Below are 20,289 nucleotides of genomic sequence, written 5' to 3'. Positions count from 1 at the left end.
CACAAGATTCCTCCTCTCTCGCTCTAAATCTATTTCAGAATCCGAGGTGTTCCCCTCCATGCGCATATGGCACGATTTCAAGCTCTTCCTGCGAGTAAAAGGCGCTCTGCATCTCGTCCTTACCTTGTTCCTGTACGGCATCGGCATGGGGATTCTAGCCCCCATGAACGCGATTTATTTGCGGGAATCATTAGGGCTTGGCAAGATAGAGATTGCGTCTATTTTTGCAATATCCCTATTTCTGAACATGGTGCTTACGATTGGTGTCGGCATTATTAGCGACTCCATGAAACGCAAGAAGACAATTCCACTGCTCGCGTCCGTCGTCTGTATGATCGGCCTCGTCATCTATATGAATGCAGACAGCTATGCGCAGGCGCTGATCGGGATGGCTCTCGCCACTGCTCCTTCCGGCATGATTATGGGACAGCTGTTCGCGATGGCGCGGAATCATGTCACGCGGCTTGCTCCTGATATTGTAGAGATGGCGCAAATCTGGATGCGCGCCACGTACAGCGTCGGATTCTTTACCGGGCTGCTCGTCGGGGCCAACCTGTACTTGCTGGCGACCTTCCACGGCGTACTGTGGGGCAATCTTGCAGGATACGCTTCCTTGTTCCTGCTGCTCTTGTTCTATAAGGAGATTACACTTGATTCGTCAATTGCATCCGCCAAAGCAGGTGAGCCCTTCTCCCTCATCATGCTCTTTGCCATTCTGCTCCTATCGTGTGCGGATGCCATACGCGGCTTGTATTTGCCGCTTGTGGTGAACGAGCAATTCGGCGATCCGCGATTGATGTCCTTCATATGGAGCATACAAGCCGTATTCGAGCTCCTGTTCATGACCATGGCAGGCTATTGGGCAGCCAAGTATGGCAGCAAACCCATTATCATGCTCGGGGGCTTATTCGCTCTCATCACCTATATTGCTTACAGCACGAGCGATTCCTTGACGGTGTTTTTCCTCATGCAGCCTTTATACTCTTTCTTCGTTTCGGTTCTATACGGCGTAGCAATGGGCTACGTACAGCGCATGTTTATACATAAAGCAGGGTTTGGCGCAAGTTTGTACGTGTTCATTTCGCAAACAGCATCCTTAATCGGCTATTTCCTGCCGCTCTTCATTGATGGTGTCACGCCGCAAATTTTCTGGATTCCGGCTGCGCTTATCGTTGCTTCCATGGGATTGATGACAAGAGCGCTATACGCGGGGAGGCAGCAACAGCTGTCTGCGTAAGGCATTATGTCAGTTGATGTTCTTCGTTGCGGCATTCCTGCCATTTCGATTTCATACGCCCCTGGATCGATATTGCACGGACTATGTTGTATATGGACGAGAAAAAGACTGCCCGCAGGCAGTCTTCACTTTGTTCCTTCCCAACTCAATATATATGAATTATTTATCATTACAGGCCGAGCTTCTGTCCGCGTTCCCAGCGCTGAATCTGCTTCTCGCCGTTATCAGCAAGCTCCCGGAACTGGTCAATTGTATCCCGCATCTTAGGCAGGGCTTCCTGCTTGTAGGAGCTAATCGAATCCAAAGCAGATAGGACATCCGTAAACGCCTGCTTCAAGGTTTCCGCAGAAACATTCGTTTGCAGGGACTGCTTATGAATTTGAACGCCTTGGTCTTTAAGCATCCGCGAAGTACCCGCAATCAGCTCATTCGTCGTTTGATTTAGCATTTCAATTTTTTGAAGCACAATCTTCTGATTATATAAGGCACTGGCTACGGTTACCGCAATCTTCAGGGCAGAGATCGTAACGTTCTTCGCACGGTCGACACCGCGAATCAGCTCTTTATTGTTGCGAATGACAACCTCCATCGCCATAATCCCCTGTTGGTTGACGACCATCATCTGCTGCATATCCATGACACGCTGACGAAGCGGGAACAGCACTTCTTCCGTAATGAAGCGAATTTTCTCCGGATCTTCATTGCGGGATTGCGCTGCTTCAATCTGTGATTGAATCGAGTCATCCATCAAGGAGCCCAGCTCGATTTCTTTCTTCAGCTTCTTAGTCAAGTCACGCAAGGCAAGCTGTTCAATTTCGAGGGTCGTGTTGTCATTTTTCAAGGTAACTTTCCCTTTATCCAATGAAGTTACGATTTCCGCAATCATGGTATCTGCCTTCTGGTACTTCAAGAAATACGTACGAAGCGGATTGAACAGCTTCCCTAGAAACCCAGTTTTCGTAAAGTCAATGACGCTCGGATCGAGATCCTTCAGCTGCTGATGCAGCTCGACCAGTCCCTTCGCAACCGGGCCCCCTTCGTCCCCTTTTTTCGATAAATCGCCTACGGAAACCTGTAAGGCATTGTTCTTCGTCGAAGAGGAACGCATGGTATTCATGCCGAAGCTGTCTATCGATTGTAGAATATCCTTTCGATTCTCTAAGGAATCCAGATCTAAATTCATAATTGCTGCCACATTCGAATCCGCTTGCGCTTGAAGCTTCGCAACTTCCTCAGGAACTGGTTTTACCTCTTGCTCAATTTCCTTTTGAATTTCTTCCGGACTTGCAACTTCCATCGTAAATGACATCGGAATCCCCCTTTAGACTCATGCTACATTTGCACGTTGAACAGGTTTGCGATTTTATAGACTACATCATCGGTATCTGCATTAATGCTCGCTGCCTCGTTAATGCTGGAGATGCTCTGCAGCGCTTGAATATCCGCATTATAGCCGATGGTGTAAATCGGAACTTTGAACGTCTCGATAAGCTCCTTAATGTCCTTAAGCGAGTGGCCGCGATTCGTCTCGCCATCACTCAGCACGAAGATCATCGGCTTGATGTTCGGATTGACGGCCTTCTCTTCTTGCAGCATCTTCAAGGCAACAATAATTCCATCGAAGGTAGCCGTGCCGCCATCTGCTTGAAGGCTGTTGACCGCACCAACGAACAAGGAGCGCTGTGTGGTGTCATACTTCTTGATAGGCAAATTAATCGTGACATCATTCGAATAGGATACGAGACCGATACTGTTGTCTTTCCCTAAATTCTTTTGTCCTTTAAGCAGCGATTCCTTCAGTCGATTCAACGGTTCTCCCGCCATGCTTCCCGATACGTCAGTAACAAAGACAGCCGCGATTGGCTTGCCGCCATTTTTCTTATCTTTCCACAATTTCTGTGCGGAGGCCAGCAAGCTGCCTTTCACAACGGGCATTTCCGATTTATAATTATCGAGCTCATTGAAACCTTTTGCTTGCGCCTTTTTCTGATATTTCTCCTGCAACGCGAATTCTGCGAACTTCTTGACGATGTCCAATTTCCCTTTCGGCAGGTTCCCAATTGCATACAACGGGTTGTCATGTCTAATTCCGAAAGGTGTGAACACATACTCATTTTTCAGTTCATCCGTATTGATGTACGTTTGATACTCCAATACAAACCCATCCAGCACACCCGACTTCGCTGCATCACGCATTTGCGTCGTTGTCGAAGCGAGAAACGGGATATTTTCTTGGAATTTCTCAAATCCTTGAACTGCTTTATCACTCAACAAATTCGACTTGTCGAATGTACTGAGTGCCGTTACTAGAAAATTAATTCCTGTAGAACTGGAGAATGGATCCGTATATCCCATACTGAACTCATTGTTCGAGATGGCTTCCGTCACCGTTTTGACATTTACCGCTCCATATGAAGAGATGAGTGCATCATGCTTGGATTTTGAGATCACAATGCCTGGAACATTGCCCGCGAGTCGCTTGCTGATAAGCTCCGTCTTTACGCCGCTTGCTTTGATCATCTCGCCAAACAGCTCATTCGAAGGTGTATAGGCATCAGGCATATATTTGCCGGAACGGATATAGTCCGCAGCTGTACCGGAAGCAATATTGCGAATCTTCACAGAGACAGGCTTCCCGTTCACTTGGATCTTCGCATTATTGAACTCGGTTGCCACATCCGCGAGCCAGCTGTCCATGCCTGTGCCGCCTTTTTCCGTCGACGTGAAGATCTCAACAAATTGATTCGTCGTATTCTTTACCGTAATCGGGAACTTCGATATATCCGGCAGGGTATCGCCCACATCGGCTGGACTAATATCGATCTGACCTTTTACCGGAGCTTCGGTCGACACCGATACGTTCGCATAGAGTTTATTCAACTGCTTGGCCGCATCTTCTGTTGTAACCTGTGATTTGCTCTTCCCTAGATTGGAGGTCAATGTCACCCCTACATAAATGAGAATAAATACAAAAATTAAAGCAAAGACAGATATCACTAACTTCTTCTTTCCCGCCATTCGCTGCACCTCTCACGCTTTATAGTATTTGGTTTGCTTGATTAATGCGTCCAATTCCTGCATGCATGCTAATTGTTCAATATCCTCAGGCTCCACATTGTCCAAGCTGGATATCTCAAGCAGAAGGCGATCCAACTTGACTAAGATTTCTTCATTGTTCGTAAGAGCGTTTTTCATAGATGTGAGGTAATCGTTATATACTTTTGCTTTCTTCTGGGATAGTTCAATAGATAGGCCTGACATCTTGTGATTGGCGACCCGATCGAATTCAGTCTCGTCAAATACACTAAGGATGTTCAGGATATTTCGAATATTTTGGTAGAATAAGTTCTCCACATCAAGTGCAACGGACGCGAACTTAGAGAAGCTTATTTCTGACTCGTTAAATCTCTGCTTCAGTACTTGGAAAAACGTACTCTTCCGCTTCTGCATCCGTTCCATCTGTTCCAGCCCAATGCGGATCTCTTCTTCAATACCCTTGGTTTCTCGATATTGGGACAGGCGGTCTACATACTCTTCATGCGTTCTAATTTCTTTCACAGGTATGACAACAGGCTTCTTGAACAAGAACTGATAGATTCCATTAATGAGAATCCCTGCACTGGCTACAAGCAAGGTAATCCCCGTTGCTGTGGAGAGAGCGCTCGCTCCGATCTGCACGCCTAAAAAGCCTGGTGAGAGTACGAGGATATTTACAGCAGCTACCACTAGCATTAGACCTAATAGCTTGATCACATTTGTGTTGGACAACATTCCATCCCCCTCTGCAAATCGTATAGGAACAAGTTACGTGTACGCTGGTGTATTAGATTTCAAATGCCTTACGATGGCGCCGTGCAATAGTCGATAAGGAGTTGTGATGTGTGTCATGAATGTCATCAGATTGTTCTAGAATGATTCCTTCTTGAACGAAATACGTATGGATTTCCATCCACTGGTTTTTCATCACTGCATTGTATCTACGTTGCATTCCAGAAAAAGTAACAAGCAAAATGCCATCCGATTTGCGAATCTCGTGTGGATAGAACTCGCCGCGCTCCAAGGCTTTGCGAATGGTCGCTCCCCCGCCATCAATCCCCCACAGCCGAGCTGCTTCCGATAATCCGAATACTTCATTGACACTGATCCCATTCGGCGAGTAAGAAGAAAGAGGTCCTTGAATCATCGCAAGTCCGGCTGCATCAAAACGCTGCTTATGCCTATGCAGGCATTCCCCATGATCATCATATGCCGTTACGGAAATGACTACTTCCCCATCATGTTCTAAGAATCTGCGAACCATGTGCAATTCCGTTAATGCTGTGTGCTGATCTCCAGCAGGAAATATGGATGCAGGCCACAGTCTTTCTCCATTCGGCAAAATGACCTGAAAACATGTTAGTTGCCCCATACATTCCTCCACGAATGTTCCAAGTTATGGTTCAATATTAAGAAAATAATACCATCGTCACGAAGTCGTGACAATGCAAATATTGGATGCCATTGGCCTATAAGGAAGAAGAGAATAGGAAGTGCTTACCTATTTAATAAATGAATCTAAGACTAAAGTCAGCATATCTTACTCAAGAAAGAACAAAACCCTCTACGAATAATAATCGTAGAAGGTTCGCTATTTGAAACAATAATCGTATTTGACATGGTAAACTATAATGTAAATTTCAGTATAGTGATGGTGATGTAATTGTCTATCATTTTACAAGCTACACAGGGTTTGTTACTGTCCACAAATCAAAAAAAATGCGAAAGCAAATGGCGAAATGACTGTTCTTATAAGCTTATCTATTCTATAAAAGGATCTATGTATTACCAGACCGAGAGAAGCGACATTTTCTTATCTAACAATGAATTTATTCTTTTTAACCCAAATGAGTTGCATAGACAAATTTCAGTGGATAATCATAAATTTGTAATAGAACTTGATCCAACATTTTTAAATCAACTGACGGCTGATATTTCATGTATTAAAGATAATATTTCTTTTGCTCTTACTGTTCAAAAACATCCATTAATCCAGCAATGGGTCCATTTTATAAATGATTATGTACAAATAGAAGAAGGTAACGAAAGTCATTCAGTAGAGTTATTTTTAGACCATAGCTTCACTCAGTTAGCATTAATGATATGTAAAGTTATGGTTGGTACACATTCGTCTGACATTAACATACAGCCATTTAAAGAAATTCACCCTGCACTATACAAAACAATGAACGTTATAAAAGAAGACTTCCAACATGCCTGGAGCCTAGATGAAATGGCAGGGGTTTTAAATATAAGCAAATTTCAGTTTGCCCATCTTTTTAAGGAGTACATTGGAATTTCGCCCTTTTCGTGGCTTCAACTATATCGCATGATCAGAAGTCAAGACATGCTTATCCATACCAAGAAATCGATTGTAGATATTTCATATAGTTGTGGATTTTCTTCCATCTCTGTTTATAATCAGCTATTTAAACGTCTCTACGGAATCACGCCTAGTGTTTTTCGAAAGAAATATGCGAAATAAATAGACAAACGAGCCGATAACCATCATACTTCCACAAGAAACAAAAATATACCGAATTTCCACAAGAGAGGATAGTGCGCCAAACAAGCTCAACGAGAGCACATTAGAACCATATAAGAGAACTGCATTGAAACTAAAGGCTCTGCCTAATTTATTGACTGGTATCCATGTTTGAATAAGATAAACCCGTGCTAAACCAGAAATAGGAAGCCCAATAGCTGCGATTAGTATACCAATAAAATAGGTTGACAGATGAGTTGCAAATCCTAATACAAGTATACCAACACCCCATACAATAGAACCGATTAGATAAGTCGTGAGGGTCAGCTTTTTCCAAACAAAAGGGATGACGATATTAACTGTAATCACACCAGCACCATACCACCCCATTAGAAGACTGTAAAGCTGCTCACCATTATTTTGGGTTTCCAGTAGTTGTAACAATAATCCGACCTGCCATACCCAAGTATGAAAGAACACAATCAAAAAAGTTACAAACAACAATGTTCTGATCGTATATTCACCTTTTACCCAGTTAAAGAAATCTTTTATAGAGTTAAAAATACCATCAGTTTTATTCAACAAGTTGTCTGCAGCATCGTTATTATCTTTCCAATGGAGTTTTAAAATGAAAAATGCACTGATTAAATACGTTAAGGCATCAATTGTGAAGAAATGAATGATTTGTCCTGAATGTAACAGACCAATACTAAATATTGGTCCAAGCATTTGTACACCTCTTGTCACAATATCAAATAAGCTATTTGTAGCTGTTCGATCTTCTACAGAAGTAATGAGAGGCAACACAGCTCTGTAAGCTGGATTATAAAAGCATCCTAGACTTTGAATTAGGAAACTCACAACGATTAAATGCCAATAACCTAAGAGATTCATTTGATAAATAAAGACCAATGAAAGAATAATAGGTACTCGTATAATGTCTATCCACAGTAATAAACGTTTTTTGTTTACGGAGTCAGCAATTACTCCGCCAGCTAGTCCGAATAAAAGGTATGGAGCAGCTTGTGTAATAGCCATAACTGTGGTCAGAATGCTGGATTGTGTTCGTTCATAAGATAGAAAAAGGAAAGCAAGTCCTGTAATCACATTTCCTAATTGGGAAATCCCTGCTCCCGCCAAATAGAACAAAATCATTCGATTCTTCAGTACACTGCTATACACTGTCATCACCTCATTTAAAAAGTTACAGTGTATCCTTCTCTTCTTCTATCTTCATCTTGCTGCGTTTTCTTTCAATATTTACTTACCTCAGCAATAAAATATAGTCCGAGCAGATACGTTCTACCCCGGATGCTAGATATAAAAAAACAGATAAAAAAGGTCAACCAGAAATATCTGGCTGACCTTATTATAAGCTACATAAATCAATTCGCCTTGGCATGTGCAATGATTTGATCTTGATTATTCCACAAGAGATGACGCAAATTGGATTTGGATCCCTCGATGAAATAGAACGGAATCTGGTTCTGCTTCGCGATCTCCACACAGTCCCAGTATGCTTGATGCGATGTTGCCGTAAGCAATAAGAACAGTGCGGACGAACGCTTCAGATCATGGAATATCCGCTTCGGATTTTTCCCATTCTCATGTACGAGAGTAGCCCCCGTCTCCGCCACTACCTCTTCAAACCATTTCTTCAATCCACCGACAATCGTAATTTGGTGGCCTTCTAGGAATGGCTCTGGCTTCTCATATTCCTTCTTCGCTTGTGCCTTCGCAGCACGTGCGACACTCTGAACTGCTGCGCCGCTGCTCGCTGTACGCTTCGCTTCCAGTTCGGAGATGGGCTGCGCCCGATATAAGCGGGACAGGCGCGCTACTTGCTTCCCAATCTCTACGTTAAATGAGCAAGGATCCCCATCCTTCGGTGTACGAATGGCCACATCCCGTTCATGCAGCGGGAAGCGGTGCTGCGGGTCATTCAGATCGACGCAATACCAGGTAAAATGCTCTCCAAGGTGCACATAGCCATCATATTGAACAATGGAGCTGTTACTGTCATCCCCTTGAAGCAGCAGTTCAATCTCGTATTGCGTTGGATCATGCTGCTTCGGACGGCACAATACTCCTGCTTCGTGCTGCAATTGATGCTGCAGGACAAGACTTTCGGTAATATTAAACGTCTGTCCCGTCTCCAATACAATATACCCGCCATGATCACGGCGGAAGAACGTCCCATTCAGCCCGCTCTCGTCAGTTACAGACAAGCCATCAGGGTAGGAGCCTCCTTCCAATGCCGCAAAGGGTTCTGCATACCCGCTGCCTTCACTTCGCTCCAGAACCACAGTGCCGCTGCTTTCTAATGCGCAAGCCGATTCTGCGTACGGCATTGAATCATGGCGCTGCCGTGCATGTATACTTGCAGAACGCTCCTCGCATTCTTCCTGCTGAGCCAATTCCGAATGCTCACGAATAGAACCGCTTCGTTCAGCAGGATGCTCATTCCGTCTCTCGATGAATTGCTCAAGCTCATCAATGAGCGCAAGAGACTCTCGTATCTTCTGTCTTCCATCCTTGCCGGATTGGACGACCGTATTGCGAGCCGCATGAACGGTGTCTTCCACATCGGTATACAGCAATTGAATGATATCCTGAATAGAGGAGGTTAACGACTTGGGACGAAGTACCTCAACTGTCGCAGCAGCAGCGGATTTCTTGGCTTGTACAACCTGCCTGTTCAATTCATCGTTGTCCGCCCTTAGCGCGTTCACCTGTCTGCGCAGTTGGTTCAGCTTCTCCTCATGTCCAAGCAGCTCACTGCGTACGGACTGCATCTGTTCTTCTCTCGCGGCTAGCTCCTGCTGCATCAGCTCGGATTCCTTCTGCAGCTTGCTGCGCTCCTGACGAATCACTCGCAGCTCTTCGTTGCGCTGCGCAAGAATTGATTCCAGCTCTTGAATATGTAAGTCCTTATCCTGCTGTACTTGTCCGCTCTCCTGCTGAACAAGCTGAAGCTGAGCATCGATATCAGTTAATTGGCGATTCAGCCGATGAATCTGCTTCTCCGTCTTCCCCAGCGACAGTTCAGCTTGCTTGCGCAAATGCGTCTCATGGTTCAATTTCTTCTTCAATTCAATGATTCGCTGCTCCAATTCAAGTGAGGGTTCTGTGGATTCCATAGACGGCTCCGCTTCCGCAGGCAACGAGGAGGACTCATCCGTCAAATGCAGGACGGTATTGCTGGAGCCTTCCGAGCTTCCACCCTCACCCTCCAGTTCCTCCATGGACTGCTTCCACAATGCTTCCTGCTCTGTTCGGCCTGGATGGAAATAAAGCGACCAATAATAATGCCAAAATCCATGTTCAGCAATAATTGCTTCACGACGTGCAAGGAACGATTCAAGAGTATTCTCATCTTCCTCTTCTAGAACGATCATAAGCTGCTTTATCAACGAGGTAATCAGTGTATATTTACGATTAAAATGATCTTGTCTGGATTTTACGTATTTGCGTATCTCTTTAATAAATAAAATAGTGGGCATGCTTTTTGAGGTGCGAACGGAGGGTAAATGCAAATCTACCGCCATTTCTCGCCTTGCCGCACCCGACATTTCCTTAAACAGAGCTACTAACTTATCCATTGATATAGTCTGTGTCAGCTCTTCTTCTATAAAGTCTTTGTACTTTTGTACTTCTTCTGCTATTTCAGTTCGCATTGAAAACCCTCCCATGGATAAAAATCAAGATGTCTATCATCTGCCGTTCATTGAACTCGATGCAGTCCCTAAGAAGAGTTGTCATTTAAATTAGGATCTTTTAGAATACAGGTACTATTACTATAATTTATATCATAGAGAACATAGATTTCAACTGCTCTCACAAGAAAAGTAATCGCCCTTTTCCGCACTGCAACCACCTTTTTCATCACATGCTGTCGATTTGTATTCCTTGACGTCAGTTGAATGATTTTTTCGTCGAAATATAGAACCCCTTCCGTATGCTCGTCCATTTGATATAATGAATTCAAGAACGACTAGGGGAATAGGAGAGGAGTATCCAATATGGCTTATTTTGCAGCAATCTTGGAAATGCAGGATGAGAGTAAAAACTTGACGTATCGACCACATCACTTGGAGTACTTGGAACAGCTCGGCAAAGAGGGAAAGGTATTCGCCAAGGGACCGTTCGGAGATGGCTCAGGGGGTATGGTCATTTATATTGCTGACAATGTGGAAGAAGCTAAGCAATTGGCTGAGAATGATCCCTATGTGCAGGAAGGCGTACGCAAGCTGGATTTGCGCGAATGGAAGCTGCAGCTCGTTCAGGCATAAACCGCTTCAGGATTCGCTTGCTGTACGAATCGCAATCATGCCCCACTGGGTTGTCCCGGTGCGGGCATGTTCTTCTATAGAAGAAGGAGATGAACCCAAATGAAGCAGCATTGGAATGTAGGAATTGTGTTATTTGATGATGTTGAGGTGCTGGACTTCGCAGGCCCTTTCGAGGTGCTGTCAGTTACAACCTATCCCGATCAAAATCCTGATACGACTGCGTTGAAGCCATTTCAAGTACGCACGGTATCGGAGGATGGCACTATGATTACCGCACGCAACGGACTGAAGGTCATTCCTGACTTCAGCTTCTCCAATGCGCCGCATTTTGATATTGTCATCGTCCCCGGAGGGCTGGGAGCAAGAAAACGGGAACTCCATAATCCCCATATGATCAAATGGATTCAAGATCGAATGCAGGCTGTCGATTTTATGACCTCGGTATGCACAGGAGCGCTGCTGCTTGCAGAGGCAGGTCTTCTGGATGGCAAGCGAGCTACGACGCACTGGGCCAGTTATGATTGGTTAGCGGATCAGTATCCAGCGGTTGAAGTCGTGCGAGACGTGAAGTATGTTGCAGATGGCTCCATCGTGTCATCCGGCGGGATTTCCGCTGGCATCCATATGGCGTTCTACCTTGTCCAGCAGCTTCTTGGAGTAGAAGTCGCCCGAACAACTGCAAAAGTTATGGAATACGACATTCAGTTCGAGCCAAGCAGCGCAACATGAAGATCGACCGCTTACTATCTATTGTCATTCTCCTCATCAACCGCAAGATGGTACAGGCCAAGGAGTTGGCTGACCGCTTTGAGGTATCGGTGAGGACGATCTATCGAGACATCGATACCATCAATCAGGCCGGCATTCCAGTCGTCACCTATCAGGGAGCAGGAGGAGGCATCGGCCTAGCAGAAGGCTACCGCCTAGATCGGAACCTGTTGACCAACGATGAGCTTGTCGCCATTGTTACTGCGCTCCAGAGCATCTCCTCCACCCATCCAAGCAGCGACAATGAGCTGCTGGTGGAGAAGCTGAGCAGTATCATACCACCTGCCGATTCGGCACAGTTCCAATTGAGGACGCAGCAATTCATCGTCGACTTCTCCAATTGGGGCAGCAACGGTGTTCAGGAGCAGAAGCTGATGGTGCTGAAGGATGCGATTGAGCAGCAGCAGGCGGTTACCTTCACGTATTGCAATGCAGGCGGGAAGGTATCCTGCCGAACGGTAGAGCCCTATACGTTAGTGCTGAAGCACAAGCGTTGGTACCTGTATGCATACTGTACGCTGCGTGCCCAATTTCGCTTGTTCAAGCTGTTCCGAATGAAGGATTTGCTGGTTGAAGACAAGTTTTTCGTCCGCCAAGAGGTCTCGATTCACGATCTCCCATGGGAGCAGGAATGGCATGCGCCGGAACGAACCGAGAGAATCGTCCTGCGCTTCGATCCAGAGGTACGCCATTTGGCAGAAGAATGGTTTGGCGTAGAGGATCTGCAAGAGGATGAAGCAGGGGCGCTTGTCGCATCCGTTCCATTTCCCGTAGATAATTGGCTGTATGGCTTTATATTAAGCTTTGGACAGCATGTCGAAGTGCTTGAACCGCTTCACATTCGTAACCAGATTGAACAGATTGCTTCTCGTATTGTTGAAAAATATAAAAAGTAAACTAGGAACCTGACAGAGAGTTGTCAGGTTCTCCTCATTATAATGAGGCTATCAACGATACAGGAGTGATCGATTATGAGTCAATTGATATGCCAAAGCTGCGGGATGCCGCTGGCGCAAGAGAACCAGTTCGGAACAGATAAGGATAATAAGCTTATACAGGAGTATTGTATTCATTGCTATAAGGACGGGGCGTTCACGAATCCAGATCTCACCCTCGAAGAGATGATCGACATCTGCGTACCATTTATGGTACAGGACGGAATGGAAGAAGCCGCTGCCCGCAATATGATGCAGCAATTCCTGCCGAACTTGAAGCGCTGGAGCATCGCGAACGGGGATGAAGCAGCTTCTTACCAACCGATCCGAATCGTAGAGCTGGATGCGATGAAGCTCGCCGGTATTGCTGCGCGTACGACGAATGCTAATGAAATGAGCGGCAATGGCAAGCTGGGTCCACTGTGGGGACAGTTCTGGTCAGAGCAGATTGCTGCACAAATTCCGAATTCTACAGATCCTGGTACAATATACGGCTGTTACAGTGACTATGAGAATGGGGCTATGGGCGAGTATACAACGCTGATCGGTGCTGCAATCGATCGGGATGCAGAGGTTCCTAGCGGATTGGAAGTTGTTGAAGTACCAGCAGCCAAATATGCCGTATTCACGACAGAACGCGGCCCTGTTACTGAGGTTGTTGCCCGTGCATGGCAGTCTATCTGGAAATGGTCACTTACCTCTGGCGAGGAGCGCACCTTTACTGGAGATTTCGAGCGCTACGATGAGCGAAGCGCCAATCCAGAGGATGCACAGGTTGATATCTATATTGCGATTCGTTAAAGTTCGGCAAAATTCAGTTCGCAGCAGGGCGACCTCTTACGGGCCCCTGCTCGTAATTGGTTACTTTACTCAAAAGTGTCACTACATACTTCGACTGTTTACCTATCAATTTGATAACTGGAGGCTTTGATTATGATCACGTTAAATGAACAAACGCTTCTACGATATAAGCAATTTACAGATTGGACAGATACCTTGTATCACATCGACGAGCGTATCTGGTCACAACCGATCGCAGAAGGAAAAGCAACCGTTGCAGAAATCATTTCACATCTGATGAATTGGGATAAGCACTTGCTCTTTACCGTCATCCCTGCGATCCGAAATGGAGAAGGAATGGTCTTTCCTGATTTTGACCCATTTAATAAGATTGCTTATGATTATGCCAATTCGGGAGTTTCCCAAGAGCAGCTTCTCGACGAATTCAAGCAAACTCGCCATCAGCTTGTTGAAGCTCTATTAGCTGATCCTGACCTGACTGCCAAGCAGCTTGCCGCGAACGGCGCAGCAACCTGCCCATATACAGGCATCCCTTACTCTTTGCTGTATGTCATTCATGAATTCAACGATCACGACAACCATCACAAAAAACAAATTGAAGCGGTATTATGACAGATACAGATACAGCATTACACTTCCGTATTGTGACAATGCAGCACGATGACAAAACGCCCGATCAATGGGCGTTTTTTCGTTCGGTTAAATAACAGATCTAGGGTTGATCTGTGCTTGGCAAATAGGTGGGCATCTTTACTTGCTTGATCATCAGCACGCCATCGAAATGTCGTCTAAGTTCCAATGGCATCGGCATCATCACCTGATAAGATGCAATGGACCTCTCGAACATCCATGAATTTCCCCGCTCATTTTCCCGATATCGCAAATCCATGAACACATAGGGCTGTTCGGCAGCTGTAAGAATATCCTCCATCGATCCAGGAATAATCGGTGTCAAGTGAATAGGCTCCCTCGTATTCTCTGCCGCTTGACCTTTGCCCATGAAGAGAGCGATGACGTAGCTTTCCCGCCGCAGTGCTTCAGGCATAAGCTCACCCATACTCTTCGGCATCGAATAGATAAGAGACTGGGCCTTGCTGATATGACCGTTATGTCCCCATACGATGATTTTTTCTTCCGGATATATGTCAGTAGCCAACCATGCTAAATTGCTAGCCATGGCCCGATCCCGCCATTCCATAATGGCCTGTGTTCCGCTATAATCGCCTTGTTCCGTTAAACGATTAGACTCGATGCTTAGTTCATTGAACTCCTGAATAACCCGAATGCGATCCTGAAGTGCGCGCTGCATCAGCTTGACGATATGCGGCTCATTGGGATACTCCCGCTTCAAGGCGTCAGCATTGTTCGGTACAGCTTGCAGCAGTTCTTCGTACACCTTCATTAACACCGGCTTCGCCTTGCGATACCCGTTCAGATCCGTACTCTTTCTCCATTTCTGAACCTCTTGCTCCGCTTGCAGTGCTCTATTTTTCAGCGACTTGTTCGGTATCCAATCTGCATCCTGGAATAGCGAAGACTGCACCTGAATATCGAAGCCCGCAAGCCGCAGCGAAGCATCGCTTGCGTGTGTTGCCTTCATATAGTCGAACAGCGGCTTCGTCTCTTCCGTCCACCATACGCCAAATATAGATCGCTTCATCGTCTGCTGTGCCGCATTCTTGTTCACTTGTCCCTGAGCAATTGCAGCATCGCCCAATCCACTCTCAAAGGCAACGACATTGTACCCAAGCGTCTGATGCAAATATTGAATCATGCGCGTTTTGGCTAAACTGAACTCAGCAACTCCATGCGAATTTTCGCCCAAGTATACAATGCGCTTGTCAGCCAACAGCGGAATTAGCATATCTAGATCGCTCATTTTGTCTTGCACAATCGCTCCACCGTTCGGAGACCATTGTTCCGGTTGTATGTGGTTCCAAGCATAAGCATGATCTGCTGCCCAGCACTTCCATTCAGATAGTGCGGCTTGATAAGTTCTTGCCGTCTCTTCTTGCTGTTTATGCACCGTCTCCACCGCAGTCCCTTTTATCGATAGGGAAGTATGTATCTCCGCTTTCTCCGTTTCTCCATGTACAGGCCCCTCTGCCATCACTACCGGAGCATATGCAGACGAAAGCACCGTCAAGATGATCAGCAAACCGAAGAAGCGTCGCCGCCCCAAGTTATATTCGTGTCTCTTCAAGAGCTTCAGCTCCTTCCAATCCTCATGAAATCAATTCTCAGCTTGTGCTAATCATACTGAATCCGTTCCCTGACTTCTTGACAATTTGTGCTCTCTTTCCAATATTTCAATGGGATAACAATTATCCATTAGCAACCAACGACGGTAGAACAGCAGACGCAACAAAAGTGCCATAAGAAGCAATGCAACAAGAAGAGCCGCCTCCAGACAGATGTCTGCAAGACGGCTCACTGTGTGCTTATATGAACTTGTTAAGACTGCTGGACATATTGAGCGAACTTCTGATAATCGCTCTGCTTGCATTCCAGAACAAGCTTCGTACCCTGCTCCTCATATTCAGTAGCAAGTACATGCGCATGCTCGTTCAAGTAAGAGACATGCTGTCCTTCGTGATAGGGAATGAGCATCTCACACTTCACGTAATTGCGGAACACCTTGCCGCGAATCGCCGTGACAAGCTCATCTAGCCCCTGCTTGCCCTTGGCCGAAATATACAAGGAATTGTCCTGCGATTCCGGTATTTCTCCATCCTTCATGTCGATCTTGTTGAAAGCATAAATCATCGGAATATCCTCGATCCCAATTGCCTTCAGCGTCTCATTCGTAATGTGAATGTGCTGCTCATACTCCGGATTGGAGAAGTCAACAACATGCACGAGCAGGTCGGCTTCTCTCACTTCCTCCAGCGTAGAGCGGAATGCCTTCACAAGATGATGCGGCAGTCTGCTGACGAAGCCAACCGTGTCCGTAAGCAGGAACTCTTTCTTATCCTCCAGCTCAATGTTGCGCACAGACGTTTCCAACGTTGCGAACAGCATATCCTTTTCAAATACGAATTTGTCCTTCGATCCCGTAAACTTCTCTACCAGTGCATTCATGACTGTGGACTTGCCCGCATTCGTGTAGCCTACAAGTGAGACGACAGGGATCTCAGTCTTTTTCCGCTTCTTGCGTTGAATTTGGCGATGCGCTACGAGCGTTTCCAGTTCTCTGCTCATAGCTGTAATTTTCTCCTCAATCCGACGGCGATCCAGCTCGAGCTTTGTTTCACCCACGCCCTTGTTCTTCGTGCCGATACCGCCGCTTTGACGGCCAAGTGATTCACGCAAGCCAACAAGACGCGGTAGCATATACTGCAGCTCTGCCACCTCGACCTGAAGCTGCGCCTCACGCGTCTTCGCGCGCTGTCCGAAGATGTCCAGAATGAGCAGCGTCCGATCCACGACCTTGCAATCCAGATCCGCTTCGAGATTGCGAAGCTGTGACGGCGATAGCTCATCATTGAAAATAACAAGATTGGCTTCATGCTGATTCAGCATAATCGTAATCTCCTGCAGCTTGCCTGTGCCAATATAATGTGACGTATTGATGCGGCTTAGATTCTGCGTCACTGTCCCGACTACTTCCACATCACATGCGCTCGCCAAGTTCGCCAGTTCCTCCATCGAATATGCAAAGTCTGGCTGATGATTCATATTCACGCCGACCAGTACGGCCTTTTGCGCTTCGATTGTTAGTTGTTCCATAAAGTTATTCCTCCATGTTTCTATTTATTTTGTTCCTATCATGCCTGGTTCTCATACAACTTGATGCACAAAAAAAGCACAGGCATCCCGCCTGTGCTTGGAGTAATCGTCTTAATATTGGATTGCAACCTTCTTCATCCTATTACATAGGATCCCTGCGGCTAATTAGATCGAACTCCCTCTTAGATAGGGGCGATTCAATCCAATTGGAACAACCCAATGGCCAACTGTACAGTCTGAAGCTATTACCGCTGTTCGCAGTTAACGCTGCCAGCATACACTGGTGCGCACAGCTGTATACGCATTATCAGACACATGTACCCCAATTGCCCCGAACCTGATGACACGAGCAGGAACAAGCAAATACATGCGATGACAATGCTCAAAGAGACTTACTTCTCTCCTTAAATAGCGGCAGACACGTACAATAGGCACAACAAAAGAGGGGAGGCACGATCCCTCCCTCTTCTGTCGCAAACCATTTTATTAGGTTCCGTAGCAACAAGGCAGACCAATCCCGATTACTCTGCACACAGGCAGAGCTAATGAGCACTATTCAGTTAGTGACACATGCGTTCAATCGGATTCTTCCGAAGCGGAAGTTAGCTGCCTTATTTACCACTGTGAACCCTCCGTTCTGTCAAAGTTATCCTCATCCTAACACAGCCAAAGTATTGAAGCAAGTAGTTATCTGCATAAATCTTATTCTCCTAGATTCATACAACTAACTAGAGCTAAGGACAAAGGCATCGAAATCGATAGGAAAATCGGATTTATTCTCGTAATACATGCTGTATGTACCAGGCGATAACGTAATGGACGGAGTGCTAAAAGTTCCATTAACACTAACCGGGACAAAACTGCCGTTATTAGCTCCAAGTAATTTGCTGAAGCAAAAGTTATGTACAAAATAATCATCAGTGCTTCGACGCGCCTGCTACATTTCCATACATGACAATTGTTAGAACCATGTCGAAAATTTCTGAAAACCGGTAGCGGCTCTCAGCCAGGTAATCCATATCGGTCAGCGATTCGATTGCTGCAAAGATGATATGTGCCACAACCCCTTGATCGATATTCTTTCGAAAATAGCCTTGCTCAGCACCGTCCTCTAATACCTTCACCAAATGATTAATGATGACGTACTTGCGCAAATTCTGAAATTTCTCATATAAAACGGGCACGCTGTGCTTTATATCCTCGATTGCGGATCGCTCAATACCGTTTAATCGTTCTACCATCAAGGTCATAAAGGTACGCAGCTTCACTTCAGGCCCCTGCTTGCTCGCAAGCAGCTCATGAATGTCTGCCTCAATTTCTTGAAATAGCTTCTCGATCACGATTTCTAGCAAATCGTATTTCGAATCGAAATAGCGGTACAGCGTAGCCTTGCTCATCCCAATCCCCTGCACGAGATCGTCCACGGATAGATTGGAGTAACCGTGCCGAAAGAACTGGGATGAAGCATGCGTTAACAGTCTCGCTTCCGTCTTTTTGCTCATGTCAGGTTCCTCTTCTGAAATAATAATGATCAAATGATATGAATTAATTTCATTCTAAACAAGGGCAGCAATTAACGCAAACGGAAGCAGGGCGACATAAGGAATGATCAGAAGCAGAGTTACTTTCCAGTCCCCTGTCAATCTTCGCAGCAGCAGCGGTGCAAGTAACCAATACAACTGAGCGGTGTATAAGCCCGGAAAATATTCGCCGAAATAAAGGCTCCAAGTGGTGTGTGCAATTGCATTGCCAAGCGCTCCATAAGCTGTGAAGAACAAAACGGGAATAAGAAGAACGGGCTTATGCCGGACAAAGGCAAAGATAGCGGCAAGGGCGAAGCAGGAATAGGAGATCATGTTCAACAGAACGAAAAATTGCGCGGTATAGGGTTCTCCACCATAAATAAGAGGAAAGCGGGTTAAAAATCCGGTGGAGAATTCTTCGGAAAAATGGATGAACTGCCAAGCCAGTACGCCGAAGTAGAGCGGCAGTATTTGCATGGGTTCAATGCGTTCGATTTTCCTCCTGTATATCGTAATAAAAATCGAGTATGCAAATACGATCCCAAGGGCAAATGTGACGATCAGCTCATACCCTGAACTTAGATAGCAGAAGAGCACAAACAGGATAGCAGACAGAAATGTAGCGACTACAAAGTCTTTTTTCTGAATCCAAACCATGCAAATCCCTCCTTATTTTGAAACTTTTGATACTTATTAAGTTTCATATTATCATATTAGACCATAGAAAATGAGCTGTCAATTGTATCTTGCCAGTATAATTCAGCAGGATTTTTTGCCCTAGACAATAACGCTAAATTAATGAGATTTTGTATTTACAATATTGGGGCGATGGATTACAGGTTGTAACACAATAGAAATTAATACAAATCTTTTCTGTTTAATGCTTCAGATTTTATCTACAATGGAGCTATTCATAGAATAATACCAACTAATTCAACTAAAAGGAGTCGCACATGAAACATACTTTAAAATATGGAAGTGCTTTTCTATCACTTTTACTTATGTTCGTTTTCTGCAGCCATCAACTAGCATTGGCTGGAGAAGTAAAATACAAATATGATTCAACAGGGAAAGTAAAACTGGTTAAACAAGGAGATAAACAGTATGAGTATCATTACGACAACAATGGAAATTTGTTAAAAAAAACAAAGCAAACAGCAGTTAATTTGTTGGAAAATGGAGATTTTGAATATTACTCAGGTAGCTTGGGGCTAGCCGATAGTTGGGGAAACTATGAGCAAGACGGAGTTATCGGAACCTACAACATTGAGGAGAACAAAGTAATGGCCGGCAAGCGTGCTCAAAGGATGGATGCCTCCTCTTTAAACGGCAAAAGCATGAGCCTCATGCAGACGATAGCTGTCGAGCAAGGCAAAAATTACGTTCTTCATAGCCATATTAATGTTGAAAAGATTTCCAATGCTAAAGTGAATCTAACTCTTGGGTTTTACGATGCCAATGGTAAAGTCGTTGGGTGGCCCGC

General features: G+C 45.3%; 18 protein-coding genes. 8 read left to right on the top strand and 10 right to left on the bottom strand.

Features of this window, described 5'->3' with window-relative positions; genetic code table 11:
• Window positions 1-58: 58 nt before the first annotated feature.
• Window positions 59-1,237 (top strand): MFS transporter, encoded by a 1,179-nt coding sequence (locus ABN764_RS20825; protein WP_446672992.1) that lies wholly within the window; start codon window positions 59-61, stop codon window positions 1,235-1,237.
• Window positions 1,238-1,406: 169 nt separating this feature from the next.
• Here ABN764_RS20825 and ABN764_RS20820 read toward each other — a convergent pair whose 3' ends face one another.
• Genes ABN764_RS20820 through ABN764_RS20805 form a run of 4 tightly spaced genes read right to left on the bottom strand, consistent with a single transcriptional unit; the run spans window position 1,407 to window position 5,645 of the window.
• Window positions 1,407-2,546, bottom strand: a complete 1,140-nt coding sequence (locus ABN764_RS20820; protein WP_072727263.1) for a toxic anion resistance protein — start codon at window positions 2,544-2,546, stop codon at window positions 1,407-1,409.
• Between the two features lie 23 nt (window positions 2,547-2,569).
• Window positions 2,570-4,255, bottom strand: a complete 1,686-nt coding sequence (locus ABN764_RS20815; protein WP_315743009.1) for a vWA domain-containing protein — start codon at window positions 4,253-4,255, stop codon at window positions 2,570-2,572.
• A gap of 12 nt (window positions 4,256-4,267) precedes the next feature.
• Window positions 4,268-5,008 carry a hypothetical protein gene (locus ABN764_RS20810; protein ID WP_446672991.1) on the bottom strand — a complete coding sequence of 247 codons (741 nt, stop codon included), beginning with the start codon at window positions 5,006-5,008 and terminating at the stop codon, window positions 4,268-4,270.
• A gap of 52 nt (window positions 5,009-5,060) precedes the next feature.
• Window positions 5,061-5,645: a helix-turn-helix domain-containing protein gene (locus ABN764_RS20805; protein WP_072727265.1), complete on the bottom strand. Its 585-nt coding sequence runs from the start codon at window positions 5,643-5,645 to the stop codon at window positions 5,061-5,063.
• Between the two features lie 291 nt (window positions 5,646-5,936).
• Here ABN764_RS20805 and ABN764_RS20800 point away from each other — a divergent pair, with 291 nt between their 5' ends.
• Window positions 5,937-6,758, top strand: a complete 822-nt coding sequence (locus ABN764_RS20800; protein WP_446672990.1) for an AraC family transcriptional regulator — start codon at window positions 5,937-5,939, stop codon at window positions 6,756-6,758.
• On the opposite strand, the gene ABN764_RS20795 is transcribed toward ABN764_RS20800, so the two are convergent.
• Together ABN764_RS20795 and ABN764_RS20790 are read right to left on the bottom strand one after the other, a co-directional pair.
• Window positions 6,699-7,946 carry an MFS transporter gene (locus ABN764_RS20795; RefSeq protein ID WP_446672989.1) on the bottom strand — a complete coding sequence of 416 codons (1,248 nt, stop codon included), beginning with the start codon at window positions 7,944-7,946 and terminating at the stop codon, window positions 6,699-6,701. The genes ABN764_RS20800 and ABN764_RS20795 overlap by 60 nt on opposite strands.
• Window positions 7,947-8,143: 197 nt before the next feature.
• Window positions 8,144-10,435 (bottom strand): hypothetical protein, encoded by a 2,292-nt coding sequence (locus ABN764_RS20790; protein WP_446672988.1) that lies wholly within the window; start codon window positions 10,433-10,435, stop codon window positions 8,144-8,146.
• Window positions 10,436-10,780: 345 nt separating this feature from the next.
• Here ABN764_RS20790 and ABN764_RS20785 point away from each other — a divergent pair, with 345 nt between their 5' ends.
• The 5 genes from ABN764_RS20785 to ABN764_RS20765 all read left to right on the top strand — a co-directional run bounded on the left by ABN764_RS20785 (window position 10,781) and on the right by ABN764_RS20765 (window position 14,166).
• On the top strand, window positions 10,781-11,050 hold the full coding sequence (locus ABN764_RS20785; protein ID WP_021257568.1) for a YciI family protein: 270 nt from the start codon (window positions 10,781-10,783) through the stop codon (window positions 11,048-11,050).
• A 99-nt stretch (window positions 11,051-11,149) separates the two neighbouring features.
• Window positions 11,150-11,779 carry a DJ-1/PfpI family protein gene (locus tag ABN764_RS20780; RefSeq protein ID WP_174809565.1) on the top strand — a complete coding sequence of 210 codons (630 nt, stop codon included), beginning with the start codon at window positions 11,150-11,152 and terminating at the stop codon, window positions 11,777-11,779.
• Window positions 11,776-12,714, top strand: a complete 939-nt coding sequence (locus tag ABN764_RS20775; RefSeq protein WP_072727271.1) for a helix-turn-helix transcriptional regulator — start codon at window positions 11,776-11,778, stop codon at window positions 12,712-12,714. Before ABN764_RS20780 ends, ABN764_RS20775 begins: the two co-directional genes overlap by 4 nt.
• A gap of 75 nt (window positions 12,715-12,789) precedes the next feature.
• Window positions 12,790-13,554, top strand: coding sequence for an effector binding domain-containing protein (locus tag ABN764_RS20770; RefSeq protein WP_446672987.1), 765 nt, complete (start codon window positions 12,790-12,792; stop codon window positions 13,552-13,554).
• A gap of 132 nt (window positions 13,555-13,686) precedes the next feature.
• Window positions 13,687-14,166, top strand: a complete 480-nt coding sequence (locus ABN764_RS20765; protein WP_446672986.1) for a DinB family protein — start codon at window positions 13,687-13,689, stop codon at window positions 14,164-14,166.
• 100 nt (window positions 14,167-14,266) lie between these two features.
• On the opposite strand, the gene ABN764_RS20760 is transcribed toward ABN764_RS20765, so the two are convergent.
• The 4 genes from ABN764_RS20760 to ABN764_RS20745 all read right to left on the bottom strand — a co-directional run bounded on the left by ABN764_RS20760 (window position 14,267) and on the right by ABN764_RS20745 (window position 19,463).
• Window positions 14,267-15,757: an erythromycin esterase family protein gene (locus ABN764_RS20760; RefSeq protein ID WP_174809775.1), complete on the bottom strand. Its 1,491-nt coding sequence runs from the start codon at window positions 15,755-15,757 to the stop codon at window positions 14,267-14,269.
• Window positions 15,758-16,008: 251 nt separating this feature from the next.
• On the bottom strand, window positions 16,009-17,283 hold the full coding sequence (hflX, locus tag ABN764_RS20755; RefSeq protein ID WP_174809776.1) for a GTPase HflX: 1,275 nt from the start codon (window positions 17,281-17,283) through the stop codon (window positions 16,009-16,011).
• Between the two features lie 917 nt (window positions 17,284-18,200).
• Window positions 18,201-18,785 (bottom strand): TetR/AcrR family transcriptional regulator, encoded by a 585-nt coding sequence (locus tag ABN764_RS20750; RefSeq protein ID WP_446672985.1) that lies wholly within the window; start codon window positions 18,783-18,785, stop codon window positions 18,201-18,203.
• 54 nt (window positions 18,786-18,839) lie between these two features.
• Window positions 18,840-19,463: a hypothetical protein gene (locus ABN764_RS20745; protein ID WP_446672984.1), complete on the bottom strand. Its 624-nt coding sequence runs from the start codon at window positions 19,461-19,463 to the stop codon at window positions 18,840-18,842.
• 296 nt (window positions 19,464-19,759) lie between these two features.
• Here ABN764_RS20745 and ABN764_RS20740 point away from each other — a divergent pair.
• On the top strand, window positions 19,760-20,289 hold a 530-nt coding region (locus ABN764_RS20740; RefSeq protein WP_446672983.1), incomplete at its 3' end, for a hypothetical protein.

The organism is Paenibacillus wuxiensis, assembly GCF_040195695.1.
Lineage (GTDB): Bacteria > Bacillota > Bacilli > Paenibacillales > Paenibacillaceae > Paenibacillus_B > Paenibacillus_B suaedae.
This window is presented reverse-complemented; position numbering and strand designations above follow the sequence as displayed.